Source organism: Hydrogenispora ethanolica (assembly GCF_004340685.1).
GTDB classification, from domain to species: domain Bacteria; phylum Bacillota; class UBA4882; order UBA8346; family UBA8346; genus Hydrogenispora; species Hydrogenispora ethanolica.
Genome location: NZ_SLUN01000002.1, coordinates 269,884 through 285,568 on the forward strand (window position 1 = coordinate 269,884; position 15,685 = coordinate 285,568).

Annotated in this window: 18 protein-coding genes; 13 read left to right on the plus strand and 5 right to left on the minus strand. The window is 49.4% G+C overall.

Going from position 1 to position 15,685, the window contains the following annotated elements; genetic code table 11:
* Window positions 1–29 precede the first annotated feature (29 nt).
* The 4 genes from EDC14_RS02825 to EDC14_RS02840 are packed head-to-tail and all read left to right on the plus strand — an operon-like array spanning window position 30 to window position 3,619.
* Entirely contained in the window at window positions 30–1,061 is a 1,032-nt protein-coding gene (locus EDC14_RS02825) for a zinc-dependent alcohol dehydrogenase (RefSeq protein ID WP_132012659.1), read from the plus strand.
* Between the two features lie 48 nt (window positions 1,062–1,109).
* A complete protein-coding gene (locus tag EDC14_RS02830) occupies window positions 1,110–2,132 on the plus strand; it encodes a zinc-dependent alcohol dehydrogenase family protein (protein WP_243662781.1) in 1,023 nt (340 codons plus the stop codon).
* Window positions 2,133–2,165: 33 nt separating this feature from the next.
* Entirely contained in the window at window positions 2,166–2,660 is a 495-nt protein-coding gene (locus tag EDC14_RS02835) for an ureidoglycolate lyase (RefSeq protein ID WP_132012660.1), read from the plus strand.
* A 5-nt stretch (window positions 2,661–2,665) separates the two neighbouring features.
* A complete protein-coding gene (locus tag EDC14_RS02840) occupies window positions 2,666–3,619 on the plus strand; it encodes a carbohydrate kinase family protein (protein WP_132012661.1) in 954 nt (317 codons plus the stop codon).
* Window positions 3,620–3,625: 6 nt separating this feature from the next.
* On the opposite strand, the gene EDC14_RS27045 is transcribed toward EDC14_RS02840, so the two are convergent.
* Window positions 3,626–4,066 (minus strand): hypothetical protein, encoded by a 441-nt coding sequence (locus EDC14_RS27045; protein ID WP_207930696.1) that lies wholly within the window; start codon window positions 4,064–4,066, stop codon window positions 3,626–3,628.
* A 39-nt stretch (window positions 4,067–4,105) separates the two neighbouring features.
* Here EDC14_RS27045 and EDC14_RS02845 point away from each other — a divergent pair, with 39 nt between their 5' ends.
* From EDC14_RS02845 to EDC14_RS02855, 3 genes are read left to right on the plus strand one after another with little or no spacing between them, the layout of a single operon-like run.
* Window positions 4,106–5,368: an extracellular solute-binding protein gene (locus tag EDC14_RS02845; RefSeq protein WP_207930697.1), complete on the plus strand. Its 1,263-nt coding sequence runs from the start codon at window positions 4,106–4,108 to the stop codon at window positions 5,366–5,368.
* A 35-nt stretch (window positions 5,369–5,403) separates the two neighbouring features.
* Window positions 5,404–6,330 carry a carbohydrate ABC transporter permease gene (locus EDC14_RS02850; RefSeq protein WP_243662782.1) on the plus strand — a complete coding sequence of 309 codons (927 nt, stop codon included), beginning with the start codon at window positions 5,404–5,406 and terminating at the stop codon, window positions 6,328–6,330.
* Between the two features lie 39 nt (window positions 6,331–6,369).
* A complete protein-coding gene (locus EDC14_RS02855; RefSeq protein ID WP_243662783.1) occupies window positions 6,370–7,176 on the plus strand; it encodes a carbohydrate ABC transporter permease in 807 nt (268 codons plus the stop codon).
* 594 nt (window positions 7,177–7,770) lie between these two features.
* Here the strand turns inward: EDC14_RS02855 and EDC14_RS02860 are convergent.
* Both EDC14_RS02860 and EDC14_RS02865 read right to left on the minus strand, forming a co-directional pair.
* Window positions 7,771–8,109, minus strand: a complete 339-nt coding sequence (locus EDC14_RS02860; RefSeq protein WP_132012664.1) for a helix-turn-helix domain-containing protein — start codon at window positions 8,107–8,109, stop codon at window positions 7,771–7,773.
* A 435-nt stretch (window positions 8,110–8,544) separates the two neighbouring features.
* The gene (locus EDC14_RS02865) at window positions 8,545–8,856 is read right to left on the minus strand and encodes a helix-turn-helix domain-containing protein (protein WP_132012665.1); all 312 of its coding nucleotides are present in this window, start codon (window positions 8,854–8,856) and stop codon (window positions 8,545–8,547) included.
* A 278-nt stretch (window positions 8,857–9,134) separates the two neighbouring features.
* On the opposite strand from EDC14_RS02865, the gene EDC14_RS02870 reads away from it, so the two are divergent.
* Window positions 9,135–9,443: a hypothetical protein gene (locus EDC14_RS02870; protein ID WP_132012666.1), complete on the plus strand. Its 309-nt coding sequence runs from the start codon at window positions 9,135–9,137 to the stop codon at window positions 9,441–9,443.
* A gap of 725 nt (window positions 9,444–10,168) precedes the next feature.
* Here the strand turns inward: EDC14_RS02870 and EDC14_RS02880 are convergent.
* Both EDC14_RS02880 and EDC14_RS02885 read right to left on the minus strand, forming a co-directional pair.
* The gene (locus EDC14_RS02880; RefSeq protein WP_132012667.1) at window positions 10,169–10,612 is read right to left on the minus strand and encodes a type II toxin-antitoxin system RelE family toxin; all 444 of its coding nucleotides are present in this window, start codon (window positions 10,610–10,612) and stop codon (window positions 10,169–10,171) included.
* Window positions 10,613–10,614: 2 nt separating this feature from the next.
* Complete coding sequence (locus EDC14_RS02885; RefSeq protein ID WP_132012668.1) at window positions 10,615–10,917, minus strand: type II toxin-antitoxin system prevent-host-death family antitoxin; 303 nt, start codon at window positions 10,915–10,917, stop codon at window positions 10,615–10,617.
* Between the two features lie 244 nt (window positions 10,918–11,161).
* Between EDC14_RS02885 and EDC14_RS02890 the strand changes: the two genes are divergently transcribed.
* The 5 genes from EDC14_RS02890 (at window position 11,162) to EDC14_RS02905 (ending at window position 15,651) form a co-directional block, all read left to right on the plus strand.
* A complete protein-coding gene (locus tag EDC14_RS02890; RefSeq protein ID WP_132012669.1) occupies window positions 11,162–11,560 on the plus strand; it encodes a hypothetical protein in 399 nt (132 codons plus the stop codon).
* A 260-nt stretch (window positions 11,561–11,820) separates the two neighbouring features.
* On the plus strand, window positions 11,821–11,964 hold the full coding sequence (locus EDC14_RS26575) for a hypothetical protein (RefSeq protein ID WP_165907749.1): 144 nt from the start codon (window positions 11,821–11,823) through the stop codon (window positions 11,962–11,964).
* Window positions 11,965–12,100: 136 nt separating this feature from the next.
* On the plus strand, window positions 12,101–13,075 hold the full coding sequence (locus EDC14_RS02895) for an ABC transporter permease (RefSeq protein ID WP_243662784.1): 975 nt from the start codon (window positions 12,101–12,103) through the stop codon (window positions 13,073–13,075).
* Window positions 13,072–13,950: a carbohydrate ABC transporter permease gene (locus EDC14_RS02900; RefSeq protein WP_132012670.1), complete on the plus strand. Its 879-nt coding sequence runs from the start codon at window positions 13,072–13,074 to the stop codon at window positions 13,948–13,950. Before EDC14_RS02895 ends, EDC14_RS02900 begins: the two co-directional genes overlap by 4 nt.
* A 150-nt stretch (window positions 13,951–14,100) precedes the next feature.
* Window positions 14,101–15,651 (plus strand): extracellular solute-binding protein, encoded by a 1,551-nt coding sequence (locus EDC14_RS02905; RefSeq protein ID WP_165907750.1) that lies wholly within the window; start codon window positions 14,101–14,103, stop codon window positions 15,649–15,651.
* The last annotated feature ends 34 nt before the right edge of the window (window positions 15,652–15,685 follow it).

A 15,685-nucleotide genomic window follows, 5' to 3' on the forward strand; every position in this document is an offset into this window, starting at 1 on the left:
AAGATTTCATGATGAGAGAAGGTCTTTTGATGCTGCAAGCCGTCATGGTCAAACCCGGCATGATCGAATTTCGCAACGTCCCCGTGCCGGAGATCAACGCCGAAGAAGTGCTGATTGAAATGAAACGGATCGGGGTCTGCGGGTCGGATATTCACGTCTACCACGGCAAACACCCGTATACCAGTTATCCGGTGGTTCAGGGGCACGAAGTATCCGGGGTCATTGTCAAACTCGGCGCGAAGGTGGCCGGCTTCAAACCCGGCGATAAAGTCACGATCCAACCCCAGGTTTGCTGCGGGCGGTGTTATTCGTGCCGGCACGGCAAGTATCATATTTGCGACGACTTAAAAGTAATGGGATTTCAAACCACCGGCGCCGCCTCGGAATACTTTGCCGTGGCTGCGGCAAAGGTGGTTAAACTGCCGGACGAAATGAGTTTCGACGCCGGCGCGATGATTGAACCCCTGGCCGTGGCCGTTCACGCGCTCAGTCGGGCCGGCATGAATCTGAAAGGTTTAAACGTTCTGGTCCTGGGAGCGGGGCCCATCGGCAACCTGGTGGCCCAGGCGGCCCGGGGGATGGGCGCCGCGGCGGTGATGATCACCGATATAAGCGGCTACCGGCTGGGGATCGCCGAATCCTGCGGCATCGATTACTGCCTGAATCCGGAGCAACAGAACCTGGGAACCATGCTCGCCGATCAATTCGGAGCGGATAAGGCCGATTTGATTTTGGAATGCGTGGGCGCCAACCCGACCATGAACCAGGCTATCGAATATGCGCGGAAAGGTTCCAGCATCATCGTGGTCGGCGTATTCGGAGATCGCGCCAACCTGGATATGGGCTTGGTCCAGGACCGGGAATTGCAATTGATTGGCACATTAATGTACCAGGAGCAAGATTATTTGCAAGCGATCGAGCTGGTCAAAGAAGGCCAGGTGCGCCTCGAGCCGTTAATCACCAACCATTTCCCATTCCAGGATTACCAGAAAGCGTATGAATTCATTGAAGACCGGAAAGATCGGACCATGAAAGTGATTATTGCTTTGAATGACCATTAATTTCGGTTGTTATTCCGAATTACAGTTTCGCTAAGGAGGCCGTAAACAATGGATGGCAAGACGATGCTGGCATATGTAATCGACAAGGAACGTTCGGGCGCGGTTAAGGAAGTGGCCGTTCCCGAGCCGGGCGACCATGACGTGTTGATAAAAGTCATGGCGGCCGGCTTGTGCGGCACGGACGCCCATATTTATCAGGGCGAGTATTATTCGGAGTTCCCCTTGGTGCCGGGACATGAATTTGCGGGAATCGTGGCCCAAACCGGGAAAGCGGTCAAGCGCTTTACGGAAGGGCAGCGCGTCGTCGCCGATCCCAATATTTTTTGCGAAAAATGCCATTTTTGCAAGCAGAACGTTCAAAACTTCTGCCAGGATTTTCAGGCCGTCGGAGTGACCCGGGACGGCGCGTTTGCCGAATATGTCGTGGTGCCCGAAGGGTGTGTTTTCGAGATTGGCGCGATGAGTTTCACGACCGGAGCCTTGGTCGAGCCGCTGTCATGCGTGGTCTACGGCCAGCTGCGGGCCAGGCCTCAGCTGGGCGATAACGTGTTGATTTATGGCGCGGGTCCCATCGGATTGCTCCATTTGCAACTGGCCAAACGGAACGGCGCCTCCTTTGCGGCGGTGGTCGATGTCAAAGCGGAACGGTTGGAATTGGCCCAAAAACTCGGCGCGGATCGGGTTTTGCTGAGCGGTTCCGGATTGGATGACGAGCTGCGGCAGGAGTTTCCGTTGGGCTTTCATTTGGTCATCGATACCTCGGGCGTTCCCAAAGTGGTCGAAAACGCGGTCGCCCATGTCAAGAATGCGGGCTCGCTGCTTATTTTCGGAGTCTGCCCGCCCGACGCCAAGATCAATGTCAGTCCCTATGAAATTTATAAGCGTGATTTGAAAATCATCGGCTCATTCGCCCTAAAGAAAACCTTTCAACCGACCATCAATCTCATTGAAAACCAGCTGATTGACGTCGCGGTCATCGTCGGGGAGCAGATTAAGCTCAGTCAGCTTCCCGAACAGATGGAGAAATTTGTGGCGGGAAAGACTGCGATGAAAACGGTCGTCACGTTTTAGAACGATAATTTTCAGGAAAGGGTTGAGCTGGAGATGCTAAACGTAAATCCTCTGAGCGAACAGTCTTTCCGTCCCTTTGGAAAAGTATTGCGAACTCCCGAACGGCCGCCGGACGGTTCTTCCGAGGCGCATAACTATTGGGACAGAGAATTGGAATGGACCGGGTCGACCAGCGTAAACTATTTGGCCATCAAGCAACGGGACTTACTGTTATCACAAATGGAAAGGCACCGGGACACCCGGGAAATGTTACTCCTGCTGCAGGGAACTTGTTACTTGGCGGTTGCGCCGGCGGGAGTTTTGGCAGCGGATAAAATCGCGGTATTCGAGCTGAAACCGGGCGATGCCGTTTGCCTGGACGCCGGCGTCTGGCACGATCTGCCGTTTTCGCGCCAGGACAGCGCGGCTTTCCTCGTTATTTACAAAGACGGAACGGCGCAACATGATTTGGAACTGGTCCCGTTGCCCGCAACCGAAGCGATCGCCGGCGCGCTTTCCGGCGCCGAATCCAACCTGTTAGGAGCGTAACCGGAATGTTTGATGTTGTCGCGATGGGTGAGTTGTTAATCGATTTCACTCCGGCCGGAGTCTCCGGGGCCGGGCAACAACTTTTCGAGCAGAATCCCGGCGGAGGGCCGGCCAATCTCCTGACGGCCGTTTCGAAATTGGGCAAAAAAGGCGCTTTCCTGGGGATGGTCGGTCAAGACCAATTCGGAACCTTTTTACGAAAGGTGCTGCGGGAAAACGGGGTGGACGACCGGGGCCTGAAGCAGACAACCAGCGCACCAACGACCCTGGCCTTTGTCCATTTGGACCCTTTGGGAGACCGTTCCTTTAGTTTTTATCGCAAGCCCGGGGCCGACCTGATGATCAGGGCGGAGGACTTGGATGATGAGATTATCAAAAATGGGAAGATTTTTCATTTCAGTTCGCTCTCATTGACGGACGAACCGGCGCGGAGCGCTACGCGAAAAGCGGTGCAATTCGCCAAAGAACACGGTTTGCTGATTTCCTTTGATCCCAATTACCGGCCGCTTTTGTGGAATCATATCGCCGCCGCCAGAGAACAAATTCGATCGGTGCTCCCGTATGTCGACATCATCAAGGTATCCGAGGAAGAACTGGAGCTAATTACGGATACCGCCGATCTTGAAAAAGGCTCCGCCATGATTTGTGAACAAGGGATTGACGTAGTGTTCGTCACTCTCGGGCCGGCGGGGTGTTTTTACCGTTATCCGCCGGGGACCGGCCGGGTGGACGGTTTTACCGTGCCAACGATCGATACGACCGGCGCCGGAGACGCCTTTCTGGGCGGAGTCCTATATTGGCTGAGCGAGATGCCGCTCGATCAGATCCGCGCTCTGGACCGGGATAAGTTTGAACAGATTATCCGTTTCGCCAATGCGGTGGGCGCCTTGACCACCACCAAAAAAGGGGGGATCCCCGCTTTGCCGGGTCTGGAGGAGGTTCGACAGTTAATCCTTTGAGAGGTTTCATGTTCGGATTGGACATTGTGAATCGGATCCCGAGAAAAAATCCTGATCAGGATTTTTTTTTATGACCGGCCAGTTTTTTCGGATCCGAATCACTTCATGATGGAATGAAAAACAACTTTGCTTCTCTGAGCTTTTATACCCGTCCTGGCTTTGATAGTCTTTTCCCCCAACTAAAAAGGGAATAAAACATGATTGTAGAAATAATGTAATATTAAGGATTTGATTTGACTTAATATTTAAAAGCCGGGTTTTTTCCTTCACTGGTAATTTTCCGAAAGTAAAAATCGCAGTTGCGTTGATGGGGGCGACAGTTTCATGAAGCGATTTTTCAGAGGAAGTTTGCTGATTTTTTTGGTAATTGCCGTGATGATAGCCGCCAAACCTACTTTGGGGATCATGAGTGAACAGGCGAAATGGACCCAATTCAAGAATGACCATCTTACCATCCACTTGTTGTCAGAGGATACGCCCCCGACGATGGCGGTCAAATCGATCGTGAATGAGTTTACGGCCAAGACCGGAATCAAAGTGGAGATCACCCAAACGAGGCTGGAGGATGTCGTAGCCAAGACCATATTGGACTTTTCCGCCAAAGCCGGCGACATCGAGTTGATTTATACGGATCCGTATCAAATCCTGTCGCCGTTTCACGGCCATTTGGCCGACATGCGCAAGTTTATGAATGATCCGGCACTCCCCAAAATACCGCTGGGCCTAAATGATTTTATCAAAACCGATTTGATTGCCGGCGGGTATATGATCGATAAGGACCGTTTGCTGGGTATTCCTTATGACTGTCCCACGATGATTTGGATCTACCGCAAGGATATTTTCCTGAAATATAAGGATAAATTCATGGCCGACAGGGGCTACGACTGGACCCCCGGCAGCAACTTGAGTTGGGAGCAGTATTATGAAATCGCCAAATGGATCAATGAGCATGTTCCGGAGGTTAAAGCCGGCACCGGCCACCAGGCCTTGATGTATGATTCGCTGCAGTGCGATTTCAGCAATGTGCTGGCGGCGTACGGCGGTAAATATTTCGCCAATGATCAAGTCAATTTATGGGGTTCCAATCTCCCCGGCAAGTGCATGCTGGATCAGCCCCAAGCGATCGAGGCGACGCGGTTTTATAAGAAATTGCTCAGCATCGCCCACCCGGGCAGCACTTCCTGGGACTGGAACGGCCTGGCCGAGGCCTTTGCCGCGGGGGATATCGCGATGGCCCCGGAATGGCATGAATTCGCGTCGACGTTCGAAGATCCGGCCCGGTCCAAAGTCGCCGGCAAAGTCGGTTACGCACTGTTGCCTCACGGCGCCAACGGCAGCAAGAACCATTGGGGCGGCACCAATATTTCCATTAACTCCTATGCGTCCGAGAAAAAACAAAAGGCGGCCTGGCTCTATATTCTCTGGGCCACCAGTCCCAACGTACAAAAAAAATTGTTGTTAAGAGGTTCCACTCCCACCCGCTACGCTGTATATAACGATCGCTTTGTGAAACAATGGATCAAATTCAAAGTGAATCCGATTATGGAGTCCCTGCATACCGTCACCGAGGCTTGGAAACCGGAAAACATCTTTTTGCGGCCCAAGACGCCCTACTGGTTGGATGTTAACACCGTGGTTTTCACCAATTTATCGTATATGCTGGCCGGAAAGCTCTCCCCCGAGGAAGCGATGCGCGACGCGACGCTTAAAATCGATCAAATCACCGGGTATAACAAAATGAAAAAGTAGCCCAATTCAATCGTTTTTTGGTGGCGCAAATTGGAGTGAAGAACTTGCTCAAGGATATCAGCAGGGTGATCCGGGCGCAGAAAAAGCACGGCGTTTTGGTCGCCACGGAATTGAAAATGTTGTTGCCGAGCCTGACCGTGTTGGCGGCCATCAGTATCTACCCTTTTATCACGATGGTTGTGATGAGTTTTTATAACAGCCCGAAGCTGCCGGGACAGATACCGGATTTTATCGGTTTGGATAATTGGGTGAGAATGCTTCTTGACGGCGGAGTTTGGCATTCCTGGCTGGTTACCTTGGTTTATTTTATTTTGGCTTTATCGCTGCAGTTGACTTTGGGCATCGGAATCTCACTGGCCCTGGATCAATTCAAAAAACTGCGGGGATTGCTGACGACCCTGATTATTGCGCCGATGTTCATGGCTCCGGTTTCCGTCGGTTTGTTATGGCATTTTTTGTTTCACGACAGTTACGGCATCTATACCTATTTCCTTCACCAATTGGGTTTCTTTAACGACATCAGCATTTTGGGGAATATCCATACGGCCCTGCCGGCCATTATTTTGATGGAGACCTGGGAATGGACGCCGCTGATTGCGATTATTATCATCGCCGGATTGCAGTCCCTGCCGGAAGAGACTTACGAGGCCGCCGTCATCGATGGGGCGAATTATTGGCAACAGCTGATTTATATTACCCTGCCCATGTTGCGGCAGACCATTACCGTGGCTTTGCTGATCAGGACCATGGACATCCTGCGGTTTTACGATACGATCATGGTCAATACCGGCGGCGGGCCGGCCAATTCCACCAAGATCCTGGCCATTCGCATTTTTGAATACGGCTTCCGGCTGTTTAACTTCGGCTACGCCGCCGTGCTGGGTTTGACGCTGTTACTGGTCAGCGTCATTTTGGCCAATATTTTCGTGAAAGTGCTGATCGAGGAAGGGGAGATGGAATAGGTGCCGCTACGCTCGCGATCGCTCCGCCGGAAAAATCCCTTGGCGAAAATCATCTTAGGATGCTTGCTGGGAGCCTATTTAATCTGGACCTGGTTCCCGATCGTCTGGATGTTAATGTCCGCCTTGAAAACCGAACAAAATATGTTCAGCTTCCCGCCCAAATTTATCTTTGCGCCCACCTGGAACAATTATCGGGTGATGTTTGGGCAATTGGGCATCGGGAAGTATCTTTGCAACAGTTTAATCGTGGCCTTTACCTCGACAACGATCGCTTTGCTGCTCGGTTCGCTGGGAGGCTTCGCCTTGGCCCGCGGCAAGATTGCCGCGAAAAAGCAGATTGCCTTTTGGATTATTTCCACCCGGATGGTGCCGATCGCCGCCGTCATCTTGCCGCTCTATATGATCTTCCGGGTCTTCCGGGTCTTAAATACGCTTCCGGCTCTGGTCTTTGCGCATGTTTCCTTCAATCTGCCGTTTGCCATCTGGTTAATGAACGGTTTTTTCAAGGAGATCCCCATCAGCATCGAAGAGGCGGCCATGGCGGACGGCTGCAACAAACTGCAGGTCTTTTACTATGTGGCTTTGCCGATAGTGCTGCCGGGCCTGCTGGTGACGGCTATTTTGTCGATGATGTTTTCCTGGAATGATTATGCCTTCGCCTCGTTGTTTACCGGGGCTGAATCCCAGACGCTGCCGGTGATCGCGGCCCGTTTAATCACGCAATACGGGATCGCTTGGGGACAGGTCATGAGCATGGAGAGCTTCATTTTCCTGCCGATTCTGGCGGCCGGGATCTTGATTCACAAATACTTGGTGCGCGGTCTGACCATGGGCGCGATAAAATAAGCGGGCGGCCCGGTTGGATGCGGCAATGATGGAATGAAAAAGGTTGTACCGGTCCCGCAATGAACCGGGTGATTGGGGAGAGCTCACATGATGGGCTCTCTTTCTTTTTCGTGGCGAAGTGATCGGATTGGGGGCTGAATGAGCTCATTTTGCGAGTGACGGATCTCTTTTGATGACTGAAGGAGCTCATTCAGTCGCCGGGTAAGCTCTTTTTGTGGAAAAAGAGTTCTTTCAGTCGTTGAACAAGCTCATTTTGTGAATAAACGAGCTCATTTTGTGAATGAATGAGCTCTTTCAGTCGCTGAGCGAGCTCTTTTTGTGGATAAGTGAGCTCATTTTGTGACTGAATGAGCTCTTTTTCGGAAGAATGAGCTCTTTCAGTCGCTCAACAAGCTCTTTTTGTGAATAAATGAGTTCTTTTTGTGAATAAGTAAGCTATTTCTGTGGATAAACGGGAACGTTGAATGGGGTTAATGAATTTTGGCTGTGGATAAGTCGGGGAAGGGCAGCTAAATGGGGTAATGACAGGGGGGAAAGAACTGATGGCTTTAACTTTGGATGTCCATGGGGCGATTTTTGCCCCGACCTGTCTATTTACCTTTTCATTTTATGTCTTAAAACTACAGCATCCAAAAAGTACTTAACAAACTGCTGCTCTTCTTCGCTCATCTGTTCAATTTCGGACATGTATTCCAATAAGGTTTTATCGCTTATTTCCGTCTTTGCAAATTTGTCAGGTTCATCGGATAAAAGATAATCAATGGAAACGCCAAAAATTTCGGATATTTTTTGAAGTGTTTCAGCGGATGGCTTGGACTGTCCGCTTTCATATTTCCCGACGGCCAGACGCTTAACGCCGATCTTTTCGGCCAATTGTTCCTGGCTCCAATTATGCTCTTGCCGAAGCCGTTTTAAAATTTGCGCAAATTTCATATCACGAAACTCCTGGGAAAGAAATGGAAAAAAATTATTGACATGAAGTATTTAGTATAATACAATATGAATGTAATTAAATACATAACGAATGCTTATATAACTATCAATCACTTGGAAATTAATCTTAAGCTCTCAATTTTTGCAATTCAAATTTACTGGTAAGCCCTTGAAATAATTAGATATAGCTTCATAATAAGGGTCATCTTGACATATCAAGAATAAGCCACCCACCCCAACAAAGTTGGGACAAACGAAAGGATGAAAAATGTCTAAGTGCGACCCCTTGCCCCGTAAAGGGGAAACCATAAGGCTTTGAAGTGGATCAGACATTATTTTATCTGCGACGAAGCATGGTGGTTGTCCTTTTAAGGGCGAAAGGATCGCAGTTAGGCTTCGAAGCGATTCTTCTCAGCAGTCATCTTCATAACAATTTCATTTTACTCGATATTTTTGCTGAAGATAATCCAGGTAATTTTTCATTTCATTTATAGCTGCTTCCGGCAAATCCTTAAGCAATAACAGAATCTGATCCGTATCGTTCGGACGTAAATTAGTTCTTCCCAGCAAATAATCGACGGAGACGTTAAAAACATCGGCTAATTTATTCAAAATTTCCGGAGAAGGGGTTCTTTCGCCGGCTTCCAAATAACTGATGGTTCTTCCGCTACTATTAATGACTTCCCCTAAATCTTCCTGGGAAAGCTTTTTTTCTTTTCGTAATTCTTTCAATCGTTCTTGGAACATTTTGTTCATCATGATTAAAGTATAGCAGGAATATTATCTGGAACTTCGGAACAATTCATTCAATAATCGATTGACATGGAATAGTTTAATCTATAAAATAAAAAAATAGATTATTTAACGAGTCTTTTCGAGCGAAATGGGAGAGGGCAGACGGCTTTTGAAGCGGCCCGGAGGGTGAGGGGAGCGCGAACAGAGCCGGCATGAAGACTTTTTCGCAAGCTTTCAAACTATCAATTGGTTTCCCGCTCTCAATCATTCGACTGGATTGGAGGTTTCGTATGCTTTCCAGCGACAGCAAAGGAATTTACGAATTCTTCTTTGACCGGATCTATAAGATCAATGAAGAGCTCCTGCCGCGCGACGCGGAATACCAGGATTGGGGCAGAAAACAGGGGGAGTTTCTGGATCGGCTCTGGGCCGGGCTCACGCCGGAAGAACGGCAAATCTTCGACGATTTTGACATCAACCGGACCATGCAAATGAACCGGCGCGATGAACTGACCTATACCCGGGGACTGATGGACGGGATCATCCTCGCCTCGTGGATCGAGCGGATAAAACGGGGCGGGGAGATTGTGCTGCCGTGAAGCCGATCTGGTTTGCCCGCCAGTTCAAAGAATGCTTGGCCGGGGCGGAGCAGTTCGGCAAGTATGTGTGATAATTGTTTGGAGGTTTTCATTCATTTCGGGCGGTGAGATCGCAACACAAGGCCTTACCTTATTCATCCGAACCTTCGGATGGATTCAAGTCGACCCAGTACAATGAATATTGCTCAATGCTTTGATTCATCCCGCTCCTCCAACAGCCCGTTATCGATTTCGTCGGGCAGCAATAAAGCATCATCATTATTTTCCCGCAGCGATTTAATCTTCCCGCCAAGACGCGGAGACGCAGAGAAAGAACGAATACTTATTATTGAGGGGATTATTATATTAAAAACTCTGCGTCTTTGCGCCTCTGCGGGAGAATAAAAATGGCTTATTTCCTTTCGATTGCCCCAGCTATACTGGGGTGGGGGGACTACTACTACTACTTAGAAGCCATGTGATAAAGTCCTCAAATTCGGAAATCACTCTTTAAAGGATTAAAAATCGACTTTATCACTTGCTTCTCTGAGCTTTTGTGTTCACCCTGGCCTTCGGACAGGGTTTATCACAACGCTTTTAGAAAAATCGCTTCGAAGCCTAACTGCGATCCTTTCGTCCTTTAAAAGGATAACTACCATGCTTCGTCGCAGATAAAACAATGTTTAATCCACTTCAAGCCTTGTGCTTTCCCCTTTAAGGGACAAGGGGTCGCACTTCGACCTTTTTCATTCTTTCGTTTGTCCAAACTTGGTTGGGGTGGGTGGCTTATTGATAGCATTAACTGTCCCATGCGATGCTGATAAAGTTTGTGAATCATCTACGGCCGGGGCGGCGAATTCTTCGAGTCGCTTACTTGCATCTTTAAATACATCATATTCGGCCCGTTTGCCTACTGCCAGGACTTGAAGGACTTCTTTCGTTACACCAATGACTTCAACTTTTTCGCCGGTTATCATGTATAGGATCCGGATCCCGGCTTGTTTGAGCTTTAACTCTCTGCACCCTGCAAGCCGAGAATCTTTGTCATTTCTAAGGGGTTTCCCGATATGGTTCGCTTCTTCAGCAAGCCGCTTTAGATACTTAGCCACGATCGGCTTCACTGAGCCATCAAGCTCTCTTAATTCCTTAACAGCTCCAGGGGTATATAGAATAAGGAAGCGATCCGCCATGATTATTTTTCCTCAAGCAAGCGGAGAACTGCTTCCTGAGAGACCAATGAGGCAGGATTCTCACGGGCTCGTTCCATTCGCTCAATCAATAATTTTTCTTCTAACTCCTGGACGGTATTGAGGAATGACACGAAAGCCGGATAACTCATGATAACAGAATCCGGTTCACCGTTTTCGGTAATGACTATCGGCTGGGACTTTGCCATTTCCCTGAGTTTTCCGAATTTTTTGGCAGCTTCTGTTGATTTGATAATCTGATCAAAGGTAAACGATGGTTTTTCCACAGCTAATGCATCACCACGCATTTCAATCGCATCCTTTTATAATATGATCCATAATGAGTAATATGATACGTAAAATATTCCGTAATCATTATATCATACAAGCGACAATTTCGACAAATATGAAATTTGCGCTTCCGCTCAAAAATTATTCCACAAAATCAACAAAATCCATTGACTAAAACTAACGTTCGCGGTATAATATAGCCATGATGCAACCTTCCGGAAGGGTTCATTCTACCCATTCTATTTACAGGAGGCAATGATCATGTCACAAGAGGTAAACGAATTGAACAATTCAACCATGGATTCCACCCCGGATCCGACTCCCGATCCAACCCAAAAATCCGTTCCCCCGCAATCGCTCGACGCCAAACTGGCCCGGATCTCCGAAATGATCGCCGGGATCCAGGCCCATGCCGAGCCCTTGGAGAAACGGGGCCTTGATGCGGCGTTCATGACGCAATTCAGCGCCGATTATCAGGCGCTGGTCGATGCCCATAACGCCCAATTGGCCTGCAAAGCCCGGATGATGGAGAAGACCGAGGAGATCCGGGCCAAACTCAGCCAGATTCAACGGACCTACTCGGACGCCCGCGCCCAAGTGAAACGGATCTTCCCCAAATCCACCTGGCGCGAATTCGGCATCACCGACCAAAGGCTATAACCCTGATCCATTGGTGACCCGCGACGGATGCCTTTGACAGATTGCTCAAAAAAAACGGAGGCGTTTATTTTTTACCCTTCCCGTTCATCTGAAACAATGAACCACCACAGAAAGTAAACGTCGCCTTCCAAGCCCGGTTGGGCGAGCCGGGAAACGGCCAAAGAAAGCCTGGTGATCTTTTGTCATCAGGCTTTTTTTGATTGAAGATAAGATGATCTCAAGTTCGTTCCGCGCTGGTCTTACATGATGGCGAGGAGCCCGTGACAGACAGGGAGGAGCCGGGCGGCAATGAAAAAATCATCAACCGGCTGATCGAGAATGGGCTGCTGAAAAACATGCCGGTGCCGCTGGACGCCGCCCTGTTCCGGTTCGGCTTCACCGCGAAGCAAAAGGGATCGTTGTAACAGATTTGTTAAAGAATCATAAAAAATGAAAATTGTAGGTTCGCCCCAAAGTCGATACAATGAAACCAGGATTTTAATGAGAATGAAATCCCACCGCTGCTCAGGAAAGGAACTAACGAAGAAAAGAGGGTGCGATGTGGCTTCTGAAATCGAGATGCTTACCGGAAAAAAGAGCCGTCCAAATTATCAAAGCGGTAAATTGAAGAGCTACTGGCGGAACAATTATCAGTACTACCTGATTCTGTTGCCTCCGCTCCTGTTTTACCTGATATTTAAGTACATTCCGATGTACGGCTTACTGATCGCTTTCAAGGATTACAATTTTATCACCGGGGTGTGGCAAAGCCCCTGGGTCGGGCTGGACGTTTTCAAGGAAGTATTTCACGATCATAGCTTTTGGGTGGCATTTTTTAACACGATTCGGCTGAACTTCCTGACGCTGATCGCCGGGTTCCCCATCCCGATCATCCTGGCGCTGTTCTTGAATGAAATAAACCACAGCGGGCTTAAACGGCTGGTGCAATCCATCTCCTACTTGCCGCACTTCATTTCCTGGGTGATTATTTACGGGTTAATCCTGGCTTTCCTGACTCCCCAAACCGGCATGGTCAACGTATTGTTGAAACAGCTGGGGTTCAAAGAGATTAATTTCTTATTTCATAAAGGCTGGTGGGTATGCGTCTACCTGCTCTCGTTCATCTGGAAAGAAGTAGGGTGGTCGGCCATCATTTATCTGGCGGCGTTAACCGCCATCGACCCGCAATTGTATGAGGCCGCCGCGCTGGACGGCGCCGGCAGGTTGAAATGCATGTGGCATGTGACGCTTCCCGGCATCAAGGGCACGATTATCATCATGTTGCTTTTGAATATCGGCAAAATGATGAGCATCGGGTTCGACCAGCCCTACAACTTGCAAAATGTAATGGTCAACGATGTCTCCAGCGTCCTCAGTACCTATATTTATGATATGGGATTAATCCGGGCCCGGTTCAGCTTTTCGGCCGCGGTCGGACTGTTCCAGTCGCTGATCAACTTCAGCTTGCTGCTGGGAGCCGACCGGTTCGCCAAGCTATTGGGAGAGGAAGGATTTTTCGGAGGTGGCCGACGATGAAACCAGACATAACCGCGGGGGGCAGAACCTTTCAGATCATCAACTATACCGTGATGTTCATCTTATGTTTGACATTTATCTACCCGTTCGTTTATACCTTGGCGGTTTCCCTGAGCGACGCCAAACATATCCTGGAAGGCAGCGTGTTTCTATTTCCCAAAGGATTTACGCTCTCGGCCTACCGGGCGGTTTTGAGCGACCAAGGCCTGCTGCATTCGTTGTTTTTTACCGCAATGCTCACGGTATGCGGAGTGGCCGCCAGCATCATCATGACGACGCTGGCGGCGTATCCGCTGTCCCGGACGGGATTGAAAGGGACCGGCATCATTTTGCGGCTGATCGTCTTCACAATGTATTTTAATGGCGGAATCATCCCCACCTACCTGCTGGTCAAGAACTTGGGACTGCTCGATACCATGGGCGCTTTGATCTGGCCGGATGTAATCCAGACGTTTCTGTTGATCATTATGATCAGTTATTTCCGGGGCATCCCGGTGGAGCTGGAGGAAGCGGCCAAAGTCGAGGGCTGCAGCAACTTCGGGATTTTGGTCAAGATCATCGTACCGCTGGCCAAACCGGTCATCGCGACCCTAGTGATTTATTACGCCGTATCCTATTGGAATATGTTTCAGCAAGCGTTGATGTACATTCAGAGTCCCGCCAGATATACGCTGCAAATCAAATTATACCAGGTACTGAACGTCTTCCAGCAAGATCTGACCAATTCATTGGATGCCGCGTCCGCCAAGACGGTGCTCCCGGAGAACCTCAAAGGAGCGATGGTGCTGGTAACCGCCGTCCCGATCTTATTTGTTTATCCATGGCTCCAAAAATATTTTATCAAGGGGGTGACCATCGGCTCATTAAAGGGTTAACCAATCATGCGGTGCGATACTTATTTTGACCTCGACCTGGCGAGTAAGTCCCAATGATCCTTTTTTATTCGCCGGCCCGAAGTTGAACTCGAAGCATGACCGTCATGCATTTGCATTATCGGCTGAAACGAAACGAAGGAGGAGTTTATGGTGTCCAAACGATTACGAGTGGCGGCGGGGTTTGTACTAGCGCTTTTATTTATGACCAGTGTATTTGCAAAAACCAAAGATCTCCAGGAGATCACCGTGCTCGCCTGGGACCGGGGGATTATTCCGCCGGCTCAGGGCAATATCGAGGAAAACTGGTGGACCAAGTATGTCAATGACCATGTTGCCAAACTGGGTATCAAGGTAAAATTCGTACCGGTGCCGCGCGCCCAGGAGATGCAAAAACTCCCGACCATGCTGGCGGCGGGCAATGCCCCGGATATCATCTTCAGTTATGATAAGGCTTTGTATAATTTGTATCTGAAAAACGGGGCGCTGCTCGATTATACCGATTACATCAACAAATATGGCAGAAATATTAAAAAGTATTTTTCCAAAACCGATTTGGCCTTGGGTGCCAGCAAAGGCCGGATCTATTCCCTGGTGTACCGTTCCGTGCCGGTGGCGGACACCACTTTCATCCGGAAAGACTGGCTCAATAAGCTCGGCTTGAAGGAGCCGACCACTCCCGCTGAGTTTTATAATGTTCTCAAAGCCTTCAAGGAGAAAGATCCGGGCAAGGTCGGCGACAGGTTGGTCCCCTTTGCCCTGCCAAGCGCGCCGAATTATCCGTTCGGCATGTGGTATGCGGTTTTAATGCCCGGCTTTCTCAAACAAGCCCCGTCGCCGGAAAGAATGCAAGAGGCGGCGCTGCCGCTGTGGCCGGAGACCGAGAATTGCCTGCGGTTTATGAACAAACTCTATAATGAAAAATTGCTCAGTGACCAGTTTCTGTTGGATAAAGACGAGGTCCTTTTCAGGCAGAAGTTTGTGCGCGGCGAGATCGGCGCTTTCGTCCACTTTCCGCACTGGCCCTACCACAGCGCCTATGGCAATATGTACGAAAATCTTAACAAGAATATCTCCGATGCCAGGCTAGTAGCCACTTTCCCCTGGACCGCCAATCCCAAAAACAACTTATATGAGATCATCCGCTGTTATCCCTTTGGATACATGTGGTACTCGCCGCGGAACGCCAAGCATCCCGATTTGGTCGTCAAGTATCTGGACTGGATGGCCAGCTCCGAAGCGACCAATGTCAACTGGTTTGGATTGCCGGGCATTGACAATAAGATAGTGGACGGCATCCCGCTGCCGGTCGACGACGCCAAGTATAAACAGCGGGTTCCTTGGATTGGTTCGCAATATAACGTCTTGCGCAACCCTTTCGTGAATTCGCCCGAAAAATATATCAAGCGCTTGTCGATGGACTTCGCGCCCCAATATCGCGATCAGTATGTCCGGGAAACCATCGCCGGCTCCAAAAAGCTGAAATATTATCAGCCCTGGATTACCGAGGCGACTCCGCTTTATGATAAATTGAACGGTTCCTTGATGAAAAAATGGGAGGAGCTCCAGGTAAAGATCATCACCGCCCCGTCGAATCAGTTTGATGCGGTTTTTGATGACGCGATCAAGCAATATAAAGAGGTGGGCGGAGCAGAAGTGGCCCAGGAACTCGCCCAGGCTTACAAGGCCCAGTACGGAAAGTGACCGACGCAAAAAACTCGTCCGTTCATACCGGTTT

Coding starts and splice junctions, on each gene's coding strand:
- EDC14_RS02870 (WP_132012666.1), top strand. CDS start 9,135: ATGCTTTCCAGCGACAGCAAAGGAATTTACGAATTCTTCTTTGACCGG.
- EDC14_RS02900 (WP_132012670.1), top strand. CDS start 13,072: ATGAAACCAGACATAACCGCGGGGGGCAGAACCTTTCAGATCATCAAC.
- EDC14_RS02825 (WP_132012659.1), top strand. CDS start 30: ATGCTGCAAGCCGTCATGGTCAAACCCGGCATGATCGAATTTCGCAAC.
- EDC14_RS02885 (WP_132012668.1), bottom strand. CDS start 10,917: ATGCGTGGTGATGCATTAGCTGTGGAAAAACCATCGTTTACCTTTGAT.
- EDC14_RS02845 (WP_207930697.1), top strand. CDS start 4,106: ATGGCGGTCAAATCGATCGTGAATGAGTTTACGGCCAAGACCGGAATC.
- EDC14_RS02890 (WP_132012669.1), top strand. CDS start 11,162: ATGTCACAAGAGGTAAACGAATTGAACAATTCAACCATGGATTCCACC.
- EDC14_RS02830 (WP_243662781.1), top strand. CDS start 1,110: ATGGATGGCAAGACGATGCTGGCATATGTAATCGACAAGGAACGTTCG.
- EDC14_RS02860 (WP_132012664.1), bottom strand. CDS start 8,109: ATGAAATTTGCGCAAATTTTAAAACGGCTTCGGCAAGAGCATAATTGG.
- EDC14_RS02835 (WP_132012660.1), top strand. CDS start 2,166: ATGCTAAACGTAAATCCTCTGAGCGAACAGTCTTTCCGTCCCTTTGGA.
- EDC14_RS02840 (WP_132012661.1), top strand. CDS start 2,666: ATGTTTGATGTTGTCGCGATGGGTGAGTTGTTAATCGATTTCACTCCG.
- EDC14_RS27045 (WP_207930696.1), bottom strand. CDS start 4,066: ATGGTCATTCTTGAATTGGGTCCATTTCGCCTGTTCACTCATGATCCC.
- EDC14_RS02865 (WP_132012665.1), bottom strand. CDS start 8,856: ATGTTCCAAGAACGATTGAAAGAATTACGAAAAGAAAAAAAGCTTTCC.
- EDC14_RS02880 (WP_132012667.1), bottom strand. CDS start 10,612: ATGGCGGATCGCTTCCTTATTCTATATACCCCTGGAGCTGTTAAGGAA.